Origin of the sequence: Streptococcus pseudopneumoniae, from assembly GCF_001072375.1 — a bacterium.
GTDB classification, from domain to species: domain Bacteria; phylum Bacillota; class Bacilli; order Lactobacillales; family Streptococcaceae; genus Streptococcus; species Streptococcus pseudopneumoniae_L.
Genome location: NZ_JVKV01000009.1, coordinates 1 through 24,768 on the forward strand (window position 1 = coordinate 1; position 24,768 = coordinate 24,768).

Below are 24,768 nucleotides of genomic sequence, written 5' to 3' on the forward strand. Positions count from 1 at the left end.
ATCCAAGCCTCTTTCTTCTCCCACCTTTTCCAACAGATCTTGAACGGAAGTTTGTAGAATAAAGGCACGAACCTCAGCCTTATCATAAGGAATGTCAAACTGGGCAAAAGTCTCTTCAATTCCTGCTAAGATAGCCTCATAAGAGTCCAATAAAGTTCCATCTAAATCCCAGATAAATCCAATTTTTTTCATATGTCATCCTTTCAAAGAGATATATTGCTTATAACGATAGCGCAGGAAGAACCAGCGAAAACCATTGTCCAAAAGCGTTCCTGCCCAAATACCAGGCAAGCCCCAACCAAGAACAATTCCCATCAGGTAACCTGTCCCGATACGGATACACCACATTCCGATACTTGTCGCATAAAAGGGGAGGCGTGCATTCCCCAAACCCTGCCAGACAGCTGTATAAATGACTGTTCCCGTCGTCATAGGAATCCCTAGTAGAGAGTACAGCGTCACCAAAACACTGGCTTTAATGGCCGCAGGATCACTGGTGTAGAGGTGACTTAGAGGCGTTCCCAGAGCATAGATACTAAGTGTTAAGGGCAACATGAGAAAGAGGGAAAGCCAAAAAGTTTGCTTACTTAAGTTGTCTACCCTTGCCCAATCATCTTCCCCTACTGCTCGAGCCACCTGCATAACTGTTGCCGTCGCAACACCAAAAGCAGGCATATAATTAAACTGTGTCAAAACTTCACCAATAGCATTTCCTGCGACGGCCTCAGTCCCAAAGGAAACAACCAAGGCAATAATGACTACATCACCAGCCCTCATCATGAGACGTTCTCCCGCTGCAGGCAAAGCCAGAGTCAGCAAGTCTTTATCCAGTCCAAAGCTTGGTCTCGTATATGGAAGTTTTAATTGTGACCACAAAATCACAACCCCGATTAAACGAGATAGGATGGTCCCCCAAGCAACACCAGCTATCCCCATATCAAGGATGAAAATAGCGATACTTGAAAAGACAATATTCAAGGCATTGGACAAGAGGCTCACATAGAGAGGGAGACGAGGATTATGAGTGGCGCGAATCAAGGCACCCAGACTAGTCATCAATCCCAGGAGAAGAATTGTCCCCCCAACTAAAGCTAGGTAAAGTCCACCACTTTCAGCGACTGCCTCTTCTGTTCCCAAAAGACCTATCATCTCTTGTCCTGCAAAGATGGACAAGCCCCCTAAAACTAAACTCAGTAGCAGAGTTATCTTGAGCGCTTCTGTCACATGGTAGGCTAGTCTAGACTGGTCCTTCTGCCCCAAACTTTTGGAAATGACACTGGAAATCGCAGCTCCTAGAGCAATAAAAATTGCCTGGTAAATGGTGATAATATTACCCGCTACAGACACACCCGAAATGGCGATTAAACCCAGATGTGCCACCAGATAACTATCCACCATCCCCATGAACATCTGCAAGAAATTTTCACCCATGGCTGGCAGAGCTATGTTGAGAATGTCTTTATATTTCTTAAACAATCCTTCCTCCTGATGAAAAGAAACTCAGTTAGTTTCCCAACCGAGTTTACTTCCTCTCTTTTAAAGTCCTAGATAAGATTCTACTGCAGTCTGCATCTCTGCTGCTGCAACAGTTGTCTTGTGACGAACTGGAGCTGTTTCGAGGCCATCAACTGCTGGTGGCACTGCTACTCCTGAGATTTCGTGTAATTGAGCCAAGGCTTCAAAATCGCTAAGACCTGATTTTCCTGTCACAGCTTCTACTGCAACGACTGGGAATTTGTATGGACTAGCTGTTGACGCAATCACAGTCTTAGTCGCATCACCTGTCGCTGCTTGGTATTTTTTATAAACTGCTGAAGCAACCGCTGTATGAGGATCCTCAATATAAGAATCTGACTCGTAGACACGCTTGATTTCTGCTGCGGTTTCCGCTTCTGTCGCATACTCTGCCGCAAAAAGATCAAGAATCTCTGCATCAAAATCTGTCAACTCATACTGACCTTGAGTGTTCAAAGCATCCATGAGTTCAGCTGTCTCTTCAGCATCATTTTCTAAAAGGTGGAAAATGAGACGCTCCAAGTTTGAAGATACCAAGATATCCATAGACGGACTAGTGGTTACCTTAAACTCACGCTTCTTGTCATAGACACGAGTTTTGAAGAAGTCTGACAAAACATTGTTGTCATTTGAAGCACAGATCAGTTTCCCAACTGGTAGACCGATTTGCTTAGCGTAAAAGGCAGCCAAGATATTTCCAAAGTTTCCTGTCGGTACAGTAAAGTTAACCTTGTCACCAGCCTTAATCTCACCAGTTTTAACAAGTTGAGCGTAAGCATAAACATAGTAGACAATCTGTGGCACCAAACGGCCAATATTCATAGAGTTTGCTGATGAGAACTGGAGCTTGTTAGCTGCTAATTTTTCACGAAGAGCCACATCGTTGAACATATGCTTGACGTTGGTTTGAGCATCGTCAAAGTTTCCATCAATGGCGATGACATGAGTGTTGTCACCAGTTTGAGTGGTCATTTGCAATTCTTGCACCTTGCTGACACCGTCTTTTGGATAAAAGACGATAATTTCAGTTCCAGGAACATCCGCAAATCCTGCCATGGCAGCTTTTCCAGTGTCTCCAGAAGTTGCAGTCAAGATAACAATCTTGTTTTCCAAGCCGTGTTTCTTAGCTGCCGTTGTCATAAAGTATGGCAAGATAGACAAGGCCATATCCTTGAAGGCAATGGTAGAACCATGGAAGAGTTCCAAGTTGTATTGACCATCAAGTTTAACAAGAGGAGCAATGGCTGGCGTATCAAACTTACTGTCATAGGCATTGGTGATACAGTAGTCCAACTCTTCTGCTGTAAAGTCATCCAAGAAGGCTGACAAGACAAGATTAGCTACTTCCTGGTATGAAGCGTCCTTTAATGTTTCAAAATCCAAATCTACCTTTGGATAACTAACCGGAGTAAACAAACCTCCATCTGTTGCCAAACCTTGCAAAATCGCCTGGCTGGCTGTTACGGTATTTTTCGCATCACGCGTTGATTGATAAACTAATGTCATAAATCTCTATCCTTTATCTATAGTCTCATCCATTATAACATGATTTTTCAGAAAATTCTTCCTTTATAAGAAAATTATAGAGTCAATTTTTCTTTCAGAGGCTCTAAATAGCTCATTTCACTCTGCCCTCTCATCTCAAGTCCTTGCTCTGCTATCGCTAGCAAGTCTTTGGAGAACTGGACAATCCCAGCTGTTTCTTCATCTGTGAGGTATTTCTTAGAAAATTGTCTTCTCAAAGACTTGTAGTCACGACCAAAACTTTCAAAGAAAGGAGCTGTTTCTAGGTAAATTTCAAGCTTGTCTAGATTCACCAGCAAGCCTAGATGAAAGGCTGCCGAAGAAAAGGTTCGATCTAGTGGCTGTGTACAAACACTACGAAATTCGACCGTTCCTCGAGTTGTTAAATCTTGGAATTGGTAGCTACGGTGCGTTTGGAAATCCTTCTCTTGAGAGGCAAGCAGAATCTCTTTCCCATTTAGAGTATAAGCAGGAATCTCATCAGTAGCTAGGTAATCTCTAGCTTGAATCGGAGAAAAATAATAGGTTTCTCCATCTCGTTCTGCTGTGAAAATCGCAGAGCGGTCTAGATAATCAAAGAAATCATCCTCATCTTTGAAGAGTTTTGCATTGACGCCGACATTCTCTGGATAAATTCCATGCATGGATTCTTCCCAAAAGATATCTCGTGAAATCTTAGTATCCCAGTCTGCTCCCGAAAACTCAGAATTGGCAAATAAGTAAGCTTTTGCTGCTTCAATCTGAGTGAAAGCATTGATGACACGTAGGTAGTTAGCAGTCGATACATCCAACTGAACTTGACTCCCACAGATAAAAGCACCGTATTGTGGAAAGTCATGCAAATCAGCCCCCTCTTGTCGGCTTCCCATCTGCAGGTAAGCCATCAGCATCTGGTAGCGTGGATAAGCCACCGGTCGATTGTCATTCTGATCCCAGTTTGGATGAATCCCCCAGCCCTGGATAGCATGATCCTTTTCTCCTAGTTTTTCCTGAATGACCTTCATATAAACTTGAAATCGTCCTTGGACCTCTTGGATTTTCTGGGCTCTACCAAAGGCAAACTCCAAGGTCGTGTAGGAAACCTCAAACAAAATCCGGTCTTGGCTCATCGGTTCTACAAGTTGAATCGGATTTCCGTCCTGGTCCTCTTTTTCAACTTCCAGGCTAAGAGCATCCACCAAAAAGCGCATCAAGTCCTTGGTGACTTCAATATCTGTCGGTTTCCCATTTACATGAACGATAGGAAACTCCAACTCAATCCCAATATAGAGATCTGGATTTTCTTTGATATTTTTTAAATAACGGTTTTTCAATAACTGAACAGAAGGGGACATAGATACCTCTCACTCTAAATTCTCTTACTAGAAAGATCAATTGCTTTCTATATTATACCAAAATCCCCTCGAGAAGAAACTCAGAAAATTTGCTGAAAATCTTAAAGAGGCGATCTAAAATCAACTTTTCTAGCATTTATAGAGGTATTTACTCGCCAATGTATCAATCTTACTTGTTCAATTTTCACAGTCTTATCAACCGGTTAAGCGATTACATGGTTTTTTGCCTCAAAACCATTGTACTATAGTAAATATAGTGATATACTTCACATATAAGTAAATAAGAGGGCAGTTCAAATTCGACTTCACTTGAAAACCTCTCAAGCCAAGCCCCTTTTCCACTGCACCTCAACGAATCATCAAGGAGGATAGCTATGAAAGCTGTTGTTGTAAATCCAGAAAGCACTGGTGTTGCTATTGAAGAAAAAGTTCTCCGTCCACTCGAAACTGGGGAAGCTCTTGTAGAAGTTGAGTACTGTGGTGTCTGCCACACTGACCTCCACGTTGCCCATGGTGACTTTGGTAAAGTTCCAGGACGCGTTCTTGGTCACGAAGGTATCGGTATCGTCAAAGAAGTTGCTCCTGATGTAAAAAGCCTCAAAGTTGGCGACCGTGTCAGCGTAGCTTGGTTCTTTGAAGGCTGTGGTATGTGTGAATACTGTACAACCGGACGCGAAACTCTTTGCCGTTCCGTAAAAAATGCAGGCTACTCAGTTGACGGCGGTATGGCGGAACAATGTATCGTAACTGCAGATTATGCTGTTAAGGTTCCAGATGGTCTCGATCCAGCCCAAGCTTCTTCTATCACTTGTGCCGGTGTTACTACATACAAAGCTATCAAAGAAGCAAAAGTTGAACCAGGCCAATGGGTTGTCCTCTATGGTGCTGGAGGTCTTGGTAACTTGGCTGTCCAATACGCTAAAAAAGTATTCAACGCTCACGTTATCGCAGTTGACATCAACAATGATAAACTTGCTCTAGCTAAAGAAGTTGGTGCTGATATCGTGATTAACGGTCTTGAAGTCGAAGACGTTCCAGGCCTTATCAAAGAAAAAACAAACGGTGGTGCTCACTCAGCTGTCGTAACAGCTGTATCAAAAGTTGCCTTCAACCAAGCAGTTGACTCTGTCCGTGCAGGTGGTCGTGTAGTAGCTGTTGGTCTCCCATCTGAAATGATGGACCTTAGCATCGTCAAAACAGTTCTTGACGGTATCCAAGTCATCGGTTCCCTTGTTGGAACACGTAAAGATTTGGAAGAAGCCTTCCAATTTGGTGCAGAAGGTCTCGTTGTTCCAGTTGTTCAAAAACGCCCTGTGGAAGATGCCATTGCTGTCTTTGATGAAATGGCTGCTGGAACCATCCAAGGTCGTATGGTTCTAGACTTTACTAACTAAGATAAATAATAAATGCCAAAACGAGGTCGGGACAGAAGATCCCACCTCGTTTTTTTGTAATAAAATTTTGACACGACAACTAATTGGACTTGGGGCATTTTTTAGACGCCCAAGAGCACTACTGACGTAAACTTCCTAGTCCCTCTGCTTTTTTATATTAAATTTTTTTACCATTTTATAAACGATTTTACAAAAAGTTGATATATCAATATTTGTAAAGATGAAACTTTGAGATTTTTTTCACTCTTTATTATAATTAGTTGCTTTTTTTCTGAAAACGATTTATACTTAAGGAGTCTTAAAGTTTTCTTAAACTACAAGTCAAACATTTTATAAGGAGGAATGACAATAATGAGTATCGGAATCATTATTGCGAGCCACGGTGAATTTGCCGCGGGTATTCATCAGTCAGGATCTATGATCTTTGGTGAACAAGAAAAGGTTCAAGTTGTAACCTTTATGCCAAACGAAGGTCCAGATGATTTATACGCCAAATTCAACAATGCTGTGGCTGCATTTGACGCAGAAGATGAGGTTCTAGTCTTGGCTGACCTTTGGAGTGGATCTCCATTTAACCAAGCTAGCCGCGTAATGGGAGAAAATCCTGAGCGTAAATTTGCCATCATCACAGGACTTAACTTGCCGATGTTGATTCAAGCCTACACAGAGCGCCTTATGGATGCTAATGCTGGAGTGGATAAAGTCGCTGCGAACATCATTAAAGAAGCCAAAGATGGCATCAAGGCTCTTCCAGAAGAGCTAAACCCAGCTGAGGAAGTTGCAACTGCTGCAGCTGCTCCTGTAGCCCAAGCTGCTATTCCAGAAGGAACAGTTATCGGAGACGGTAAATTGAAAATCAATCTTGCTCGTCTTGACACACGTCTTCTTCATGGACAAGTCGCAACTGCTTGGACACCAGATTCAAAAGCAGACCGTATCATCGTTGCTTCAGATAACGTTGCAAACGACGATCTTCGTAAAGAGTTGATCAAACAAGCTGCTCCTAACGGAGTAAAAGCTAACGTTGTACCAATCAAAAAATTGATTGAGGTTGCAAAAGATCCTCGTTTTGGTGAAACACACGCCCTTATCTTGTTTGAAACACCTCAAGATGCCCTTCGTGCTATCGAAGGCGGTGTGCCAATCAAGACTCTTAACGTTGGTTCAATGGCTCACTCAACTGGTAAAACAATGATCAATAACGTATTGTCAATGGACAAAGACGACGTTGCTACATTTGAAAAAATGCGTGATCTTGGTGTTGAATTTGACGTACGTAAAGTACCAAACGACACTAAAAAAGATTTGTTTGACTTGATTAGCAAAGCTAACGTTCAATAATTAAAACTAAATAGAAAAGGAATAAAACCATGTCAGATATTTCATTCATTTCTGCTATCTTGGTTGTAGTTGTTGCCTTCTTCGCAGGTCTTGAAGGTATCCTCGACCAATTCCAATTCCATCAACCAATCGTAGCATGTACCCTTATCGGTCTTGTAACTGGTAACCTCGAAGCAGGGGTTATGCTTGGTGGATCACTTCAAATGATCGCCCTTGGTTGGGCTAACATCGGAGCTGCCGTAGCTCCTGACGCTGCCCTTGCCTCTGTTGCTGCTGCAATCATCATGATCAAAGGTGGTAACTTTACTACTGAAGGTATCGCAGTCGCAACTGCAACTGCAATCCCTCTTGCAGTAGCTGGACTTTTCTTGACTATGATCGTTCGTACAATCTCAGTTGGTTTGGTTCACACTGCTGACGCTGCTGCTAAAGAAGGAAACATTGCTGCTGTTGAACGCGCTCACTACTTTGCCCTTGCTCTTCAAGGTCTACGTATTGCTATCCCAGCTGCACTCTTGCTTGCAATGCCAACTGAAGCCGTTCAAGGCGTATTGGAACTTATGCCAGAATGGCTTAAAGGTGGTATGGCTGTCGGTGGTGCTATGGTCGTTGCCGTTGGTTACGCTTTGGTTATCAACATGATGGCTACTCGTGAAGTATGGCCATTCTTCGCTATCGGTTTTGCTCTTGCAGCAATCTCTCAATTGACTTTGATTGCCCTTGGTGTCATCGGTGTTGCCCTTGCCTTCATCTACCTCAACCTTTCTAAACAAGGTGGAAACGGCGGCGGAGGAGCTGCAACTTCTAACGATCCAATCGGTGATATCCTAGAAGACTACTAGAAAGGGGAACAATCATGGCTGAAAAAATTCAATTATCAAAATCAGATCGCCAAAAAGTTTGGTGGCGTTCACAATTCCTTCAAGGTTCTTGGAACTACGAACGTATGCAAAACTTGGGTTGGGCTTACTCTTTGATCCCAGCTATCAAGAAACTTTACACTAAAAAAGAAGACCAAGCTGCTGCTCTTGAGCGTCACCTTGAGTTTTTCAACACTCACCCATACGTAGCTGCTCCAATCATGGGGGTTACTCTTGCACTTGAAGAAGAACGCGCAAACGGTACTGACATCGATGACGCTGCTATCCAAGGTGTTAAGATTGGTATGATGGGACCTCTTGCTGGTATCGGTGACCCAGTCTTCTGGTTTACAGTACGTCCTATCCTCGGTGCCCTTGGTGCATCACTTGCTGCGACTGGTAATATCGTCGGACCACTTCTCTTCTTCTTTGGATGGAATGCAATCCGTATGTCTTTCCTTTGGTATACACAAGAGTTTGGTTACAAGGCTGGATCTGAAATCACTAAAGACATGTCAGGTGGTATCTTGAAAGACATCACTAAAGGAGCTTCAATCCTTGGTATGTTCATCCTTGCCGTTCTTGTACAACGTTGGGTATCTATCAACTTCACTATCAACCTTCCAGGTAAACAATTGTCAGAAGGTGCCTACATCGTCTTCCCAGAAGGTCCTGTTACAGGTGGAGAATTGAAGGGTATCCTTGGTCAAGCACTTAGTGGTTTGAGCTTGGATAGTGTTCAACCACAAACGCTTCAAGGTCAGTTGAACTCATTGATTCCAGGATTAATGGGACTTCTCCTTACTTTCCTTTGCATGTGGTTGCTTAAGAAAAAAGTATCTCCAATCACAATCATTCTTGCCCTCTTTGTAGTTGGTATCGCAGCTCGTTTCTTCGGTATCATGTAATCTCGACGAGAATGTATAAACAAAAAAAGAATCAGGATTATCACCTGATTCTTTTTTTGCGTTCTTTTATTCTGCCAAGGCACCCATTGGATCCCATGGTGCAAGGACGATTGGTTCTGCTTCATAAGCAGCTTGTTCTTCTGCTGTTAGCAATTCTTTACGAACAACGATTTGGTAAGTGTATTCGTCCATCCAGGCATCTGAGGCAACAAAGTAACCATCTGCACCGACCTTGTCTCCCCATGAGTTTTCAACTTTCCATTTGACTGATTTGCCATTTTCATCCAGATCAACACCTGTCAAGACCATAGCGTGGGTCATCAAGCTTTCACTGTAGTCCAAACGTCCAGCCTTGTCTTGAGTGAGTTGAATATCCATGCTTGATTCAAAGTCATAGACATCTGTCGCAAGGATTCCGGCTTTACGGTTGCTGAGTTGGCCGACATCTGAACCAAACCAAACAGTTTCTCCTGTTTGCATTTGGGCAATGGCCAATTCTTTCAAGCGTTCCATCGGTACGTTGATGTAACGAACTGCACGGCTTCCAACGACATTTCCCAACATCTCAACTGTGTAAGATTTACCGTAAGGTTTGTCAGCAGTTGGAGCATTAATCACAGAAACGTAATCTTCTAGTGGAAGGTCAACGTATTTCTTGTAAAACTCTTGTGGTGTGATGCCTTTTTCGCTTTGGTAGTTGTTGTCCTTATCACGATAAGCAAAGTCAAATTTACGTGGTGGAAGTCCTAGTGACATGGCAAGGAAGTTAAAGATCTCTTGCAAGAGGTCTTCTTTCTTGGCTTGAACAGTCGCTTGGTCAGCACCAGAAGCCAAGAGGTCACGCAAGATTTGAGCATCTTGACGAAGCAATTTATTAAGGATGGCATTGAGCTCACGGCTACTGCTAGATGAAACAGACTCTGGATAAACAGACTTAGGAACGACACCGTATTTCTCAAAGAGAGCCACAACCATATCCCATTGACCACCATCTTGTTGTGGAGTTTGGAGTAGGAAGCTAACCTTGCGGCTTGTCAATTCTTGGTCTGCAGTCGCAATGACTTGCTCCAAGAACCAGTTTGATTTTTCATACTTGTCCCAGAAGAAGGTGTGGGCTTGTGACAACTCAAAGTTTTCAAGTTTGTATTGAGAGATGAGTTTGTGGCGGAAGGTATTAAGGGCCGCAAACATCCAGCAACGACCAGAAGCCTTCTGGTTAGTGACCTTGTCCTTTGTCAAATCAAGTGAGAAAACAGGTGTGTTATCTACATGGCTTTGACGACGCTCAAGGGCTGCAAAGATTCCATTGTGGCTAGCAGCATTTTCAATAGCTTGGTATTTGACATTTGCTTCATAATTAGCAAATAATTTATCTGTAAATGATTCTTGAATCGCGTTCATAAAATCCTCCTTTTATTCTACAGTCTATTATAACTCTTTTCACAAAGGAAGCAACCAAAAACTGAAAAAGGCAAGGATATTTTCCTCACCTTTTTCAAAGATTACACAAGTTACCCAACACTTTCGCACAAGCCTTCTAATTCCTCTTTGGTTAGGCGACGCCATTTTCCACGTTTCAGATTTTCATCCAAGGTCAAAGTTCCCATGGTCAGACGTTGCAAGTCCACCACTTCCTTACCACAGTAGGCTACCATCCGTTTAACCTGGTGAAATTTCCCCTCGGCAATGGTTACACGAACCAGACTTTGGTTTTTTTCTCTATCAAGAGATACAAGCTCCAGCTTGGCAGGCTGACAGGTAAAGTCTTTCAGCGGTATTCCCTTGGCAAAAGTCTCTACATCCTCTTTGGTCATGATTCCATCGACTTGCGCCAGATAGGTTTTATCCACATGGCGTTTTGGTGAAAGAAGAGCATGAGCCAACTGGCCATCATTGGTCAAGAGCAAGAGTCCATGCGTATCGATATCCAAACGCCCCACCGGGAAAACTTCCTTGGCACGTGCATAGTCATCCAAGAAATCCAAGACAGTCTTATGTTTAGGATCTTCAGTTGCTGAAATAACACCCTGGGGCTTGTTCATCATATAGTAAACAAACTCCTCGTAGTCTAGCTTTTGCCCGTCAAAACAAATCTCGTCTGTCTCTTCATTGATTTGTAGCTTGGCAGATTTTTCCTTTTTACCATTAACCATCACGCGCCCAGCCTTTAGAAAGTTTTTGACCTCCGTCCGGCTTCCTACTGCACATGCAACTAAATATTTATCTAATCTCATAGCACTATTATACCATGAACAAGCATAGACTTAGAACAAAAAATAAGCCGCCTGATTGGGCGACTTTATTTTATAGGGAGATTATTATGAAAAATTTTTAGGAGTTAAAGTTAAGTTCTTCTTAACTTATGCTTACAGTATAAACTAGATTCCTAAAAGTTTTCTTAAAATTTTCTCATCAAACTTAAATTTCTTTAAATCTTCACTGTTAAAATCAAACGTTCTATCAATACAGAAAAAGATTAGTTAAAAGTTAAAACCATAAAGAGGAGCAACAACACAAATAGTGATAAGCTAACGAGTAAGGTTAAGACTTTAACAAGCGTATTGCTTTGCCAATAGCTGGGCTTTCCGATATTACTAGTAGCATCCATAGAAAAAATTTGAGTTTGCCTTGGTTGAATGGTCACAAGGATGATTAAGGCAATAGCTAAAATAATGGTTAAAAATATCAATAATTCAGTCATTTAACTACCTCAAAAGTCCTATTAAAGTAAACAGCAAACCAATCAAAATGATGAATCCTATCAAGAAAGAAAACGTCTTACTAATTTTTTCACCACGTGTAGATTTTTCTTTTTTGATGGGTTGTTGTTTCATCTCTTCCATGCGACCTTCAACATCTTGATAAAATAGATCTTTTTTAGTCATGGCTTTCTCCTAAAATGGTTTCCATCCGCTCCTGATACATAATTGGATCTACATAATTGGCATGGTACCCTTGATCTCCAAGAGCTCGACCCATCTCTTTGACATGAGAAAGGGCTAACTCAATGGTATGAATCATGTCATCAACTGCTTCCTTAGCGAAAATATGATTTGGAGCTGTATAGCGGCGATTATGGGCTGTTTCCTCAAAAGCTAGGACCAGTTGGTTGTGTTCAAAAGCCTGTCGAACAGCCTGAAGCAGTTCATTCCCATAGTTGATATCCAGGTAGATATCTGATAACTGATAAAGCTCCTGAATCTTTTGGGGACTGGCATTCTGATAGAGCACAACATTTGGATAGCGGAGCATATCCAACAACTTAGATGACATCTCTGTCACTGCTGCGATTCGGAAAGTAACCCTTGGTAAACTCTCCACCAGTTTTTCGATTTGCTCTAGTTGATCCGAATTGGTCACTATCAAGGCATCAGGACGAACAAAATTATCACGCTTAAAGTGATAATGATAGCCTAGGTGATTAAACTTATGATGGAATTTTTCATCCGTCAATTGCAGAGCGCGTTCATAAGTCGCATAATCTGGAATGATAATGGTCTTAGCTCGAAGTTGATCATTCTCCAAGATCAGTTGCATATTTTCTGGAATATGATCCTGCAACGGTTCTTGCCAAACTAAGATATCCTGACCTGATTTTTCTGGGAAATGGAAGGAAGTCAAAAACGAGGTAGATAGGGTATTAAAGAGAATGTGGTCAAGATTCACTTTCAAACCTTGTAAGAAATCTATAATAAAGGCTACTCGACCAGAAAAATGGCGCAATCCTTGACATTCCAAGGTCAGCAGAATATCACCTGTGACATGGTTTTCCAAAATAACTTCTTTTTGATCTATATTCTGATAAGAAGTCATAACAGCTTGACCAGATCCATCAAAGGTAGTCTTAGCAAAACAAGCTCCAAAACGATTGTAGTGATCTACTTGAAAGATGCGGCCTGCTGGTGTTTTCCATTCGACTTTTTTCACCAAACGAGCCTGTAAGCCATCTGCAAAATGAATCACTGCTCGTTCTTGATTAAGGTCATTGATAGTCCCAAATTGATTATTACCAGCAATCTCCCAAAAATCTGGAACGGGAACTTGGTTAAAGTACAAGGGTTTACCACTGTCATACCCCAAATAATAGGTGAAGGGTGAGACAACTCCATCTGGTAAAAATCCATCTGGTTCAATAACCACAGCCAAATCAGACAGTCCAGCTTCAGTCAGACTATAGTGCAAATCTTGGCTTTCTTGATTGTATACATCAAATAACTGAATCATCCACTACCTCCTTGATTGTATTTTCCCATTTGTCCAGAATCTCTTGAGTCAAGAATTTTTCAGCAATCTGGTAGGATTTTTCTCTCATACTTTCCAAACGATTTTCCAAATACAATTGGCAGATTTTTTCCGCATAAGCTTTCTTGATTTCATCTTCGACATGATCAGATGAGCTTGGAATCAAATATCCATTTTCGCCATCTTCGATGAAGGTTTGATTTCCATAAGGAACATCAAAACCAATCAATGGCAAGCCTGAACCAATTGCTTCCATGAGAGTCAAACCAAATCCTTCACTTGTAGAAGCAGTTAGATAAACTTCATACTGTGAATAGATTTGGGAGAGTTCTGCATGACCCTTGAGTTTAATATACTCTTCTGCCTGACCTGCAGCGATAATCTCATGAAGACGTCCTTCCTCACCACCACTACCGTAGATATCAAAGGTTAATTCTGGCAATTCCTTATGAGCCTCAATTACAGCCTTGACAAGCCAATCAATGTGTTTTTCCTTGGCTAGACGCGAAGCTGTAATAAGAGAAAATGGTTTACGACTCTTTTGTGGTTTTGTTAATTGGTCAACACTTCCAACTGGAATGGTCACAATCTTAGGAGCATGCGAGGTATAGCGAGCAAACTGTTGCTCTAGAACATCCTTTTGACGATCCGTTGAAACGATAAAGAGATCGACCTTATCTGCATTGGTAAACTGGTAGTCATAATAGTTGTTCCAAAGGATATAATCATCATTGGTCGCATTTTCACTATAGTGCTCAGCGTGAACGACAACAGCAAGGTGAGCTGCACGCGCTTCTTCAAAAACCACCTGACCAATCCCTGTCTCACGATCCAAAATCACTAGATCTGATTTACTTAACTGAAGTGTCTGCATGAAATAACGGATCAAGGCAGGCTTCCCGTATAAGATTCGATCCTTGAAACGGTAGACTTCCTCAGTCCCTTGATTCATGAACATCTCATAAGCTGGAGTCCCATCTTCATTGTAGAAGGTTCTTTGGTAGAGTGTCGCTACATTATCTTTAGGAGCAAAATACTCTGTGCAGTAGCGTATATATGAGAAGTAATCCTTGCGGATCAATTTACCAGCATATACATACTCTACGTGTTGGACGAAATCTTTTTCCTCATCAACCAAATAACAAGTGATAAACTTGTCTTCATCTGAGAAGAAGATTCGTTCAATTCTCCCATTTCTTTCACGACGGCTTTCTACACCTTCAAAATAAGCCAAAACATCATCTACCGTCACACTGGTCGGTGCAATCTTGATATCTGTGAAATGAGTGTAGAGCCAGATAACCTGATCATCATCAAAACCGATATTTGCGGTTAAGTGCTGGATATTATCGGCCAAAATCATGTCTGTAAAGATAAACTTCGACGGCAGATTCAGGCTGCGAAAAATACCCGCACGATAAGCTTGGGCATATTCAACACCACTGCTGGCCCAGCCAATTCCTAAATTTATATTGTAAATTGTCATATATTCTCCTTTTATGGAAAATGGGTTACGATTTCGCCCTTAGGTCCCATCTGAACTAATCCCATCAAGATATTCCGTACCATATCTGAACGAATCTGCTCTTTCATGGCTTCAAATCCCATATAGGCTTCTCGGTAGTATTCTACGATAGGGTTCGTTTGACTGGCTGTTTGCCCGCCAATTGCCATCATCAACTGTTGCAGGTAGTCCACCTGTTCTACCCAGTTATCATCAATGGCTTTAAGCATGGAAACTCTCAAAAATTGGTCATATAAATCATGAGGTTCTAACAAGGTCTTCTTATCATTTAACTCATTGTTAATGATTTGAATCAAGAAATTTCTCAACGCTTGTTCATCTTCAATGACTAAATCAAGAGGCAATTCTCTGATATTAAAACTGATATTCGTGACAATATAGTGAAATAATTCTTCTCTGGTTTTTATGTTTTCAGATAAAATTGTTTCAATATACTCGTCAATCATCTCAGATAATACATCTCGAAGATCCCTATCTCCGTTTATTAAACGATTTCTTTCCTTATAGATGAGATCACGTTGGATATTCATACTCTCAGCATATTCTAGTGTTCTCTGTCTGTTTGCACGACTAGCACTATCACTTGCATTTTGAGCTTTCTCAACTAGTCTGTGATATTTTCTTCCCTCAAGGATTTGTGGTTGAGTAATATCAGCAACACTATACTCTTTGTACATTCTGTGAACCCAGGATGGACCGAACTTCTTGATGACATCATCTTCTAATGATACAAAAAACTTCGACAGTCCTGGATCTCCTTGTCTACCCGAGCGTCCTCTGATTTGCAGATCAATTCGCTGACTTTCCATTCGTTCTGTACCGATGACTACTAGGCCACCAAGTTCAGCAACACCAGGTCCCAATTTAATATCTGTTCCTCGACCTGCCATGGATGTTGCAACCGTCACGGCTCCCATCTGACCTGATTCAGAGACAATTTGTGCCTCGCGTGCAGCATTATTGGCATTCAAGACGTTATGGGCGATTCCTTCCCGCAACAGTAGGGACGAATAGAGATGCGACATCTCAACAGATCCGACAAAGACTAGTAGTGGGTTTCCTTTGAGATGGTATTCCTTGATACACTCAAGTGAAGCATAAACCTTTTCTGGTAGTGTTACATAAAGATTATCTGGATAGTCTTTTCGGATTAAGGGACGATTGGTTGGAATTCGAATAACAGACATATTATAGGTTTCCAAAAATTCCTTCTCTGCGACCTTCCCAGTCCCAGTCATTCCTGATATCTTATTAAACATTTTGAAAAGACTTTGATAGGTGATAGAAGCCATTGCCCGCGTTTCAGGAGAGAGTTTCACATGCTCCTTGGCTTCGATGGCCTGATGAAGTCCTCCCTGCAACTTGGTCATTTCCATCAAGCGACCAGTTCCTTTATCCAGGAGAATCATCTCATCATCCCGAATGATATATTCCTTATCTCTCGTAAATAACTTATGCGCTCTCAAGGAATAGACTAGGTGTCGTACATAAGTGGCGTATTCTTCCTTATACAAGTTATCAATTCCTAGGAAGCTTTCAGCAGTTTTAGCCCCCTTTGTAGTCAACCATATCTCTTCTTTTTCTTCTTTAAAGATATAGTCTTCATTTTCAACCATGGTTGTTACTAAAGTATCGATGATTCCATAGTAGTTGGACTGAACGCGAGGAGATCCCGCAATGATGAGTGGTGTCTGTGCACTATCTAGTAAAATATCATCAATTTCATCAATGATTACATAGTCAAACGGACGTAAAAACTTATCTTTACTACTGGAAGCTAGATTATCATTTAGATAATCAAAACCTAGACCATTATTTGTCAAATAGATAATATCTGAGTTATAGATTTCTTTTTTTTCTTTGGATGTTAATTCCTCTTTAGGATCATCAGTGAAAGGTAAACCTAAACTTAAACCCAAGAAACGATAAACCGGCCCCATTTCCTCTGAGTCACGCTTAGCTAGATACTCATTGGTCGTAATCAACATAGCACCTTTACCAGTAAGGGCATTGAGATAAAGAGGCATAGTCGCAGTCAAAGTCTTTCCTTCACCGGTATTCATCTCGGCAACATTTCCTTGGTGGATGACAATCCCCCCCATAACTTGAACATCATAAGGAAACATTCCTAGGATTCGCTTATCAGCTTCTCGTACAACTGCAAAAGCTTCAACAAGTAAATCATCTAAGGTTTCCCCCTCTGCTAAACGTTGACGAAACTCTACCGTTTTTGCTGCCAAGGCTTCATCGCTAAGAGCTGCCATCTCATCTTTAAGACCATTGATCTTTTTTAAAGTAGCTCTGACTTTTCTAAGTTTTCTATTTTGATACAAACTATTAAACACGATCATACTCCTTAATTAAGAAAGAATAAAAATCGAGTGACTCAAACCCAGCAGCAATGAGAGAAACTCTATATGTATAAGCCTCCTCAGGATAAATGAAAGAAAAAGATAGGGTTTTCTCCACTTTTTCTTCCAGCACTTCTTCGTAACGGTCCAAGAAAACTAGTTTGATGTAAATGCTATTTTCAGGATAACAAGTCATATTCATGGTGAATTGATAGCGATGATTTCTTTTTAAGAGAGGTAGGCTGGGTTGGCTTCTATCACCTTGATAATTCGAGCTTGAAAGCCATGATTTGAGAACTTCTCCTGAAGCTAGTAATGGATTTGAAAGACTGATATGGCCATCTTCCCAAAACTGAACTCGAGTTCCATACAGGTAAGTTGCTCCCATATCCTCCCAGAGTATGTCTTCTCTTTGATTTATAATCATGTCTCACCTCTTCCAAATTCTGCTTGTAATATCATGTTATAAAAATGGATAAACCAGGTAACGTTGGTTCCTGTATCATCATTGTGTCGACCGGCTGTTCCTTTTGATAAGATCTTCGCTCCAGTTTGACAGAGCGTAGTGACTAGCTGATCATAAGCATGACTATCCATATCTTCATCCTTCATGTAAGAAAGACCAAACGTCGTTTGAGAAAAATCTGCTTGTTTGAAGGCAGACCAAAAACGGTTATCCAACTCATCCATGTGGGCTGGGCTGATTCCTCCAGTTTGATGATGAAGCACGTCGAATCCTGTTGGAAAGACACCTGGTGCTTCCAATCTACCACGTCTTGCAATTGTTCCTAAATTTGCTAAGGGTTTACCCACAACGATTCCTTTCGGTTCAAAGAATGAGCCATAGTAAAGAGAAGGGAAAGTTCCCATTGATAAACCTGATAAGATTAGATCTTTTTTATCAAAACCTAAGTATTCCTGATAATGTTCAATCGTTTGTTTGATTTTTTCTTCCAGTTCTTCACTACCCAGGTAAAATGCTCCACCTTCTAATCGAGGATCAGAGAACAGAATGAAGGGACACTTGAAATTTAGCATCATTCTGTATCCTTCAAATCCCTCGGCAGGTCGAAATCCTGAAAAGTAGACAGCCAATGGTGGTTTAAAATCTCCAGGATGGAAGAAGTAGTTAATCTCATCACGCTTATTATCGTGTAAGATATTCCCCCCAAGAACAAATTTCCCAAAGTACTTCCGACTCCAACGTTGATGTAGACTTCCCAACTTTAGAGTTCCTTGACCACGCGCCTCGACAGACAGACATAGGTAGGCATTGTAATCCTGATCCATGATTAGGGCTGTCTTCAGGTCTTCTTCTGTAAAGATCAAGTCTTCCACAATATCTGAAACCGAACCTTCAGGCATTTTTTTAACCCGAAACTGAAATTCTACACCTTCACTTTTTTCATACTCTAGCCACAACTCGATTGGAAGTTTTGTTGCAGAGACAAAGTTGTATTTCCAATGAGCTACTTGAGAAAACTCAGAACCAAAATCCCCCTCTAAGAGCAGATACTCAAAGCCTTGATAAGAAACAGAGCCTTTAAAACTTGGATGAACTTCTATTGTAGCTGGTTTCATCTTATCCCCGTATCCACCACCGAATAAGGAAGTGGATAAATCTTTTAAGAGCTTCTGTGGGTCTGAAAAGTCAATTGCTTGGGCACAGCGTTTTTTGATTAAATCCGAAATAAGAGGATTGCTTGTTTGAAACTCTTGGTTATAGAAAACCGTATAGGGCTCAATTATTTTAATGATTGGTAATAGGTCAACCAAGTAACGGCCATCTTCGATGAGAATGGCATTGAACTTGCGAATCTCATCCATTTTTATCGTTTCTTTAAGAGCCTTAGGAGAATTAGGATAAAAATAATACCAATCCATCTTTTTAGGGATCTCATAACGATGCTTCCAATTTTCTGTCCCTATCTGTAGGATTTTAAGATCCTTTGACATTTGTACTCTCCTCTATCCATTGATCTAGTTTCCCCACAAATTTTTCACCTGTATGTTCCTTGATTTTATCAACCGAGTAGATCAAAGACTGATTCCATTCTTTTAGGGTATCCAGGTAGTAATGGGCCGCTTTCTTAAATTCTGTGATAGTAGAAAGCAAGTAGCCATTTTTCAAATGGTCAACATAGACAGTCTCTACTTGATTCACCTGAGGAATTCCTGCACTAATTCCCGCTATTTGGGTATATAGGTGAGGTTGTGGATTCAAATCAACAATCAAACGAACATATTCTAAGGTCTTAATCATTTCCAATTCATCATTGATGTTTAACAAGCGATAGCGAAGTTTCTGTTGGACATTTTCCTTCAAAGGATTTTCAGCCCCTTCATAGTCGATTGCTTTCTCAAAAATTTCTGCCGAGAATTTTTCATTTATAATTTCCTGAATGGCCTCTGCGACTCTATCCATCTGGTCGTTACTGGCAGCAAAAGCACCGAAAATTACCTCAGTGTCTTTGGTCTCTGCAAGGAAGGATAAGATTTGAAAAAGACCTTCTTTGTCCAATTCTTCTTCAAAATTAAGTTGATAATAAATTATAGATTCTCTCTTTGTCTGACTTTTTCCCAATCTCAAACGAGTATCAAATGGCGATAAATGTTTGAAAAGATTGTATTTATCTGGATACAATTCCTGCAACAGCTGAAGGCTATCCTCTCTATCAACTAAGACCAAATCGACTTTGGATATAGACCCAAGTAGATCTCTCATGCTCTCCTTTGGATTACGACCGATGAAAAGGCTCAATATTTTAGGATTTGCTTCAGGCAAGCGATTTAGAACAAAATCGTTATGTCGAGAGTCAGATGGAATAATAAATAAATCACTACTCTCTTTAATCTTTTCGAGTCGTTTTTCAAAGAATTCAGCCACCAACTGCTCCATATCACTATAGTGGAGCGAATCAAAACGAAAGGCAAAAATAGGATTAATCTCTACCCTACCATCCTCTTGTAAATACTCTCTGAACTGCCAAATTCCCTCAGAATTCAGATAATCTTGATAAGATGGATAATTATCCTGATAATAAATGACACTCGAAACCAGGCCACGGTCATCCATAATATAGTGCTCGATCATTTGCCCTTGGGTATCAAAATATTGAATATCACTAATAAAACCTTCCACACCATGCTCAATTTGAGCATAGCGTTTCCCATCTTTGTGGATAACAATAGCGAAAGGACTGTACATAAATTCACAGTCCTTATCCCACTCAATATCTCTGATATTCAGTACTTGTGGAGAAATATCCGTAATATCTTGCATTTCATCAAAAATAGAATATATTTCAGCCTCTAATACACTATGACGATGTAAGAAATAGCGAAGATGTGGTTGATAGGCTAAAACAAAAAGGCTTGACGGCAGTTCTTGTCTATCTAACAGACGAATCTGATTGAAGGTATCGTCAAACTCCAACTTAAAAGAAGACCGATACCAAGGGATGATATCTGCATGCCACTGACGATGACTACCATACCAAGCCGGAATAAAATAATACATAACACTCTCCTAAATCAGTGGTTTATAAGTTTCGTTTAACTTCAGTGCACTAATTTCATCTTTAATGTTAAAGATCATACCACTTAAAATCATAAACAAACCTGGTATCATACTCACTCTCAATAATTGTTCATCAACTAAAACAAATAACATCGGTAGACCTGCGAATAACACATTAAAGATACCACCTACAATAGCAAATTTGAATACTAGATTATTAATAAAATTACTGGTATCCTCACCTGGATAAACGCTATAAATGTACTCACCAGAGCTTTTCATCCGTTCTGCCACTCGTTCCCCACTAATATTGACAAAAGCAAAGGCAATACTAAAGACAAACAAAGTCGCTATATAGGTATAAATCCACAAGGGTTTCCCCGTTGCATATTGGAAAATTATATGTTGATAAACCGTGTTCTCTGGATTTACTAATTGTAGCAAAAGAAATAGGTAAGTTGGTAAGTTAATTAAACTCATCACATACATGAAGGGCATCCCACCTGCAGGATTCAACATAATTTCAAAATAAGAATAACGCTTAAAGCGAGAGTGGAGACCAATCTTATTGACTGGAATCCGATAACGAGCACGATAAAAAATTGCAATGAGATAGGCAAAAACGATCCCCATCGCTCCAAGTATTACGACAATCCACATAGGAATACCGAGTTTTTGTATTGATTCCATGATGTCTTGAGGAAGATAGAGAATCATACTAGTCAATAAGATAGCAAAATAGCCACCAATCCCCATAGTAGAGTTAATATCTGATAACCATATCAAGAAAAAAGTCCCGGCTATCAGCAAGGTTGTGTTTAGTATGAGTACCAAGAGTGTGTTATAGTTGTCCTTGATTGGTAAATTTACTACTAAAGCTAGCGATTGAATCAAGGCAATTGTCAAAGTTAGATACATCTTTCTCCGATCCTGAACTTCAGCAGAGCCAGAAGCAAGATTCAAACGTTTAGATAAGGAGAACATTTGCCATAAAATCATCGATGACATCCAGGGGGATAAACCGACTGAAAAGATTGACAAACTACGTAAATCGCCCCCTGTAATTGCAGTTGAAAAAGCTAAATAAGCAGTAGACCCCCCAAGAAAATCTCTACTATTCAAATCAATAAAAGGAAGAGTTAATCGACTACAAAGAACATAAATAAAAATTAAGAAAAGAGTTATAAAACCTTTTTTTATAACTATAGATGAAAAATAATTTTTCAAAACAATTCCTTCCATTCTATAAATAAACATCAGAAAGTTCAAAAATATATACTTCTTTAGTTTTCTTTATAAATACATAAAACCATGGCACAAAACTACTAGTTTTTAGTATAAAATACTATTTCCCTCCATAAATTCAATGTCATTATTATAACAAAAAAAGCAGAAAAAATCTGCTTATAAGAAAATAAAGATAAATATCGTTGTTTTTCATCAAAGAATTTCTTGTTGTCTTAAGATAAATTTCAGAGTCTGATTGATCGTTTCCACACTTTTATTTGAAATCAATCGGATAATTTGAGATCCTCTACTTCAATCAGTCAAAATAAATAAACAATCATTTTTAACTCTTATTAATAGCACTGAATCAATCTCATAATCACCATTTTCTCATCACAAATTAATAGGAGGCTGGACTATGCAATACAGAACTACATTCTTTGGATAAATTCTTTGTTTAACTTCAGGGAAAGTTTATAATTCTCTAATTAATGATATGATCTAGTTTTAAAGACTCTATTTTCTGTTTCAATTTTTGTCTCTCTTCCAAATATCCATGATTTGACAATTCTGTCAACATACGCCTCAAAACATAGTCATACATTTTATAAGTTTTCCCCATATCAATCCCATCTAAATGTCTAGTCTTCTCAATCCGTTCTTCTAGTGCTTCAATGTAGTCCAGATGAGACAAATCAAAATTACTTGTTAGGCCTGAATAATTGATACGATAGGAATAGATAACATGGTTACAAATAGATATTGTAGAAGCCTTCATGTATAATTTCCAAGTTATAAACTGATCTTCTGCATATTTCCCATAAGGAAAACGAATCCCCTCAAATAAACTACGCTTGTACAGTTTTCCCCAGACAGTTGAATACATAATAAATTGGAAGTCCGTAAGTTCATCCATTTGATTCATAGCAAAGCTTTTATCCACAAAAGTAACAGGTAAACTCGGTAAATTTTCTTTTGAATATAAGAGAAAATTTGGTTCATTAAATCTACAATAAGCTCCCACAACTAGATCTGAGTCTCCTAATAGTGCTGTTGCATATAATTTTTCTATAGCATTATCCATTAAAAAATCATCCGAATCTACAAAAGTAATATACTCCCCTTCTGAACGATCTAATCCATAATTTCTCGTATCTGAAATACCTCCATTTTCCTTTTCAAAATAGCGACATCGGTTATCATATTCCGCAAATTCTTGACAAATTATTCCAGAAGAATCGGTTGAACCATCATTTATCAGCAACACTTCTATTTCTCGATAAGACTGTTTTAAAATGCTTTCAATACACTGTCGTAAATACTGTTCTACATTATATACTGGAACAATCACACTAATCAATGGTCTCATAAATAAATTTTCCTAACTTTCTAACCTAATTTCAATCCTCAGCGAAAAGTTTAAAAACTCATACAATTAGTACAATTTAAACGAGTTTCGAATAATTTCTTTGTATTCATTGTCTAACAGGATTATATATAATAAAGTATTATACACTTAACCCTTATAATTTTCACTACTAATTATATCATTTTTTATATCACTTAACTAACAAAAAAAGTCCCATAAGATCTCTAATGAGAAGCGCCTAAACAACTCATTAGAAAGGATCATTTGAACAATCATATTTTATCACAAAACTGCTTGATATTAAAGACCCAAACATAAAGATTGTAGATATCATCAATTTGGATACACACAAGGAAATCATAGCTAAATTAGACTACAATGCCCCATCTTACCCTGATTACGGAAATCAAATGAAGAAATATGACTTTCAAAAACCGTCTGAGATTCCTTACCTCGAAAAGACTGGTATGGCTGCTAGAATTCTTCTGAAAAAAAGTCGTTTCAAGTGCTATCATTGCTCGAAAATAATTGTCGCTGAGACTTCAATCGTCAAGAAAAATCATTAAATTTCTCGTATCATCAATTAAAAGATTGCTCAAAAGTTAATTAAAATACTTCTATGACCGATATTGCCCATCACCTTGCCATTTCAACTTCAACTGTCATCCAAAATCAATTTCTTCGATATAATAGAGCTGTTAGTTGTCAAGTGAAAATCATTACTATGGATATGTTAGTCCCTACTATGCTTCGCATTCGAATTTCGAGGCTCAGGCTGAAACAGTCTCCCAGACTGTTTCACTTCAAAATGCAAAAATTGTCCTTGATTGCTTTCCCACTTCATTATTATATTTCTAAACTCAAGCTAAAAGAGTTCACTGGACTGTTTTACTCCAACACTTAAGTCGTGCTTTAAGTCGTGTTCGTGCCCAAATCATGAAACAATTCGATTGAAAATCTTGTGAATACAAAGCTATCAAGCGCTACTGGAAACTCATTCAACAGAATATCCGTAAAGTCCGTGATAAACGTTTTTATCGCCCTACTTTTCGTATGCTCTTAACTAATAAAGAAATTCTAGACAAACTCTTCAGCTATTCAGAAGACTTAAAACACCATTATAATTTCTATCAACTCTTGATGTTCCACTTTCAGAATAGAGAGCCTGACAAATTTTTCGAACTCATTGAGGACAATCTAAAGCAGTTTTTTCCTCTTGTTCAGACTGTCTTTAAAACGTTCCTCAAGGATAAAGAAAAGATTGTCAACATCCTGCAATTTCCCTATTCCAAGGGCAAATTGGAAGCTACTAATAATCTCATCAAACTTATTAAACGAAGTGCCCTTGATTTTAGGAACTTTGACAACTTTAAGAGACGAATTTTTATCGCTCTGAACATAAAAATGGAGAGAACAATCGTTGTCTTCTCCAGATGTTAGTTTATCTTCAAGTCACTACAGTTGACAAAGAACTCAAAACAAAAGAAATCCTGAAAAGTTAAACTTTTCAGGATTTTTTCTTATCTTGTCGTTATAGAACTACTCTATATAACATAGATATCTTAGATTTCATCTTCATTTTCATCTTTACGACGTTTGGCTACTAAACCTAATCCAGTTAGACCTGCTACAACTCCAAGGAGAGCATTTGCAGCTGA

The 24,768-nt window shown here is 39.5% G+C and carries 20 protein-coding genes and 1 pseudogene; 5 read left to right on the plus strand and 16 right to left on the minus strand.

Annotation, left to right across the window (positions count from 1 at the left end; all coding sequences use genetic code 11):
- The 4 genes from ADH31_RS00460 to ADH31_RS00475 form a co-directional block, all read right to left on the minus strand.
- Positions 1-192: HAD hydrolase-like protein (locus tag ADH31_RS00460; protein WP_049508218.1), on the minus strand; the 192-nt coding region annotated here is incomplete at its 3' end.
- A 3-nt stretch (positions 193-195) separates the two neighbouring features.
- Entirely contained in the window at positions 196-1,476 is a 1,281-nt protein-coding gene (locus ADH31_RS00465; RefSeq protein ID WP_049508220.1) for an MATE family efflux transporter, read from the minus strand.
- A gap of 60 nt (positions 1,477-1,536) precedes the next feature.
- Positions 1,537-3,021, minus strand: a complete 1,485-nt coding sequence (gene thrC / locus ADH31_RS00470; RefSeq protein ID WP_049508222.1) for a threonine synthase — start codon at positions 3,019-3,021, stop codon at positions 1,537-1,539.
- 74 nt (positions 3,022-3,095) lie between these two features.
- Entirely contained in the window at positions 3,096-4,373 is a 1,278-nt protein-coding gene (locus ADH31_RS00475; RefSeq protein ID WP_049508224.1) for a glutamyl-tRNA synthetase, read from the minus strand.
- Positions 4,374-4,747: 374 nt separating this feature from the next.
- Between ADH31_RS00475 and adhP the strand changes: the two genes are divergently transcribed.
- The 4 genes from adhP (at position 4,748) to ADH31_RS00495 (ending at position 8,876) form a co-directional block, all read left to right on the plus strand.
- On the plus strand, positions 4,748-5,767 hold the full coding sequence (adhP, locus tag ADH31_RS00480; protein ID WP_049508225.1) for an alcohol dehydrogenase AdhP: 1,020 nt from the start codon (positions 4,748-4,750) through the stop codon (positions 5,765-5,767).
- A gap of 351 nt (positions 5,768-6,118) precedes the next feature.
- A complete protein-coding gene (locus tag ADH31_RS00485) occupies positions 6,119-7,108 on the plus strand; it encodes a PTS sugar transporter subunit IIB (protein WP_000021981.1) in 990 nt (329 codons plus the stop codon).
- A gap of 29 nt (positions 7,109-7,137) precedes the next feature.
- Positions 7,138-7,950: a PTS mannose/fructose/sorbose transporter subunit IIC gene (locus ADH31_RS00490; RefSeq protein WP_001280303.1), complete on the plus strand. Its 813-nt coding sequence runs from the start codon at positions 7,138-7,140 to the stop codon at positions 7,948-7,950.
- Between the two features lie 14 nt (positions 7,951-7,964).
- Positions 7,965-8,876: a PTS system mannose/fructose/sorbose family transporter subunit IID gene (locus ADH31_RS00495; RefSeq protein ID WP_000818311.1), complete on the plus strand. Its 912-nt coding sequence runs from the start codon at positions 7,965-7,967 to the stop codon at positions 8,874-8,876.
- 66 nt (positions 8,877-8,942) lie between these two features.
- On the opposite strand, the gene pepC is transcribed toward ADH31_RS00495, so the two are convergent.
- The 12 genes from pepC to ADH31_RS00560 form a co-directional block, all read right to left on the minus strand.
- Positions 8,943-10,277, minus strand: coding sequence for an aminopeptidase C (gene pepC / locus ADH31_RS00500; RefSeq protein ID WP_049508231.1), 1,335 nt, complete (start codon positions 10,275-10,277; stop codon positions 8,943-8,945).
- A 110-nt stretch (positions 10,278-10,387) separates the two neighbouring features.
- Complete coding sequence (locus ADH31_RS00510; RefSeq protein WP_049508233.1) at positions 10,388-11,110, minus strand: pseudouridine synthase; 723 nt, start codon at positions 11,108-11,110, stop codon at positions 10,388-10,390.
- Positions 11,111-11,352: 242 nt separating this feature from the next.
- Positions 11,353-11,577: an accessory Sec system protein Asp5 gene (asp5, locus tag ADH31_RS00515; protein WP_049508235.1), complete on the minus strand. Its 225-nt coding sequence runs from the start codon at positions 11,575-11,577 to the stop codon at positions 11,353-11,355.
- Between the two features lie 4 nt (positions 11,578-11,581).
- Positions 11,582-11,761, minus strand: a complete 180-nt coding sequence (asp4, locus tag ADH31_RS00520; protein ID WP_049508236.1) for an accessory Sec system protein Asp4 — start codon at positions 11,759-11,761, stop codon at positions 11,582-11,584.
- Positions 11,754-13,100: an accessory Sec system glycosylation chaperone GtfB gene (gtfB, locus tag ADH31_RS00525; RefSeq protein ID WP_049508239.1), complete on the minus strand. Its 1,347-nt coding sequence runs from the start codon at positions 13,098-13,100 to the stop codon at positions 11,754-11,756. Before gtfB ends, asp4 begins: the two co-directional genes overlap by 8 nt.
- Positions 13,084-14,604, minus strand: a complete 1,521-nt coding sequence (gene gtfA, locus ADH31_RS00530) for an accessory Sec system glycosyltransferase GtfA (protein WP_049508242.1) — start codon at positions 14,602-14,604, stop codon at positions 13,084-13,086. Before gtfA ends, gtfB begins: the two co-directional genes overlap by 17 nt.
- 11 nt (positions 14,605-14,615) lie before the next feature.
- Positions 14,616-16,994 (minus strand): accessory Sec system translocase SecA2, encoded by a 2,379-nt coding sequence (gene secA2 / locus ADH31_RS00535; protein ID WP_398578194.1) that lies wholly within the window; start codon positions 16,992-16,994, stop codon positions 14,616-14,618.
- On the minus strand, positions 16,981-17,421 hold the full coding sequence (asp3, locus tag ADH31_RS00540; protein ID WP_000586333.1) for an accessory Sec system protein Asp3: 441 nt from the start codon (positions 17,419-17,421) through the stop codon (positions 16,981-16,983). The genes secA2 and asp3 overlap by 14 nt, the downstream gene beginning before the upstream one ends.
- A complete protein-coding gene (gene asp2, locus ADH31_RS00545; protein WP_000031197.1) occupies positions 17,418-18,950 on the minus strand; it encodes an accessory Sec system protein Asp2 in 1,533 nt (510 codons plus the stop codon). Before asp2 ends, asp3 begins: the two co-directional genes overlap by 4 nt.
- Entirely contained in the window at positions 18,934-20,514 is a 1,581-nt protein-coding gene (gene asp1 / locus ADH31_RS00550) for an accessory Sec system protein Asp1 (protein WP_000291167.1), read from the minus strand. The genes asp2 and asp1 overlap by 17 nt, the downstream gene beginning before the upstream one ends.
- A 9-nt stretch (positions 20,515-20,523) precedes the next feature.
- Complete coding sequence (gene secY2 / locus ADH31_RS00555; RefSeq protein WP_162489298.1) at positions 20,524-21,741, minus strand: accessory Sec system protein translocase subunit SecY2; 1,218 nt, start codon at positions 21,739-21,741, stop codon at positions 20,524-20,526.
- A 484-nt stretch (positions 21,742-22,225) separates the two neighbouring features.
- Positions 22,226-23,110 (minus strand): glycosyltransferase family 2 protein, encoded by an 885-nt coding sequence (locus tag ADH31_RS00560; protein ID WP_049508248.1) that lies wholly within the window; start codon positions 23,108-23,110, stop codon positions 22,226-22,228.
- Between the two features lie 281 nt (positions 23,111-23,391).
- Between ADH31_RS00560 and ADH31_RS10360 the strand changes: the two are divergent.
- Positions 23,392-24,550: pseudogene (locus ADH31_RS10360) on the plus strand (transposase).
- The last annotated feature ends 218 nt before the right edge of the window (positions 24,551-24,768 follow it).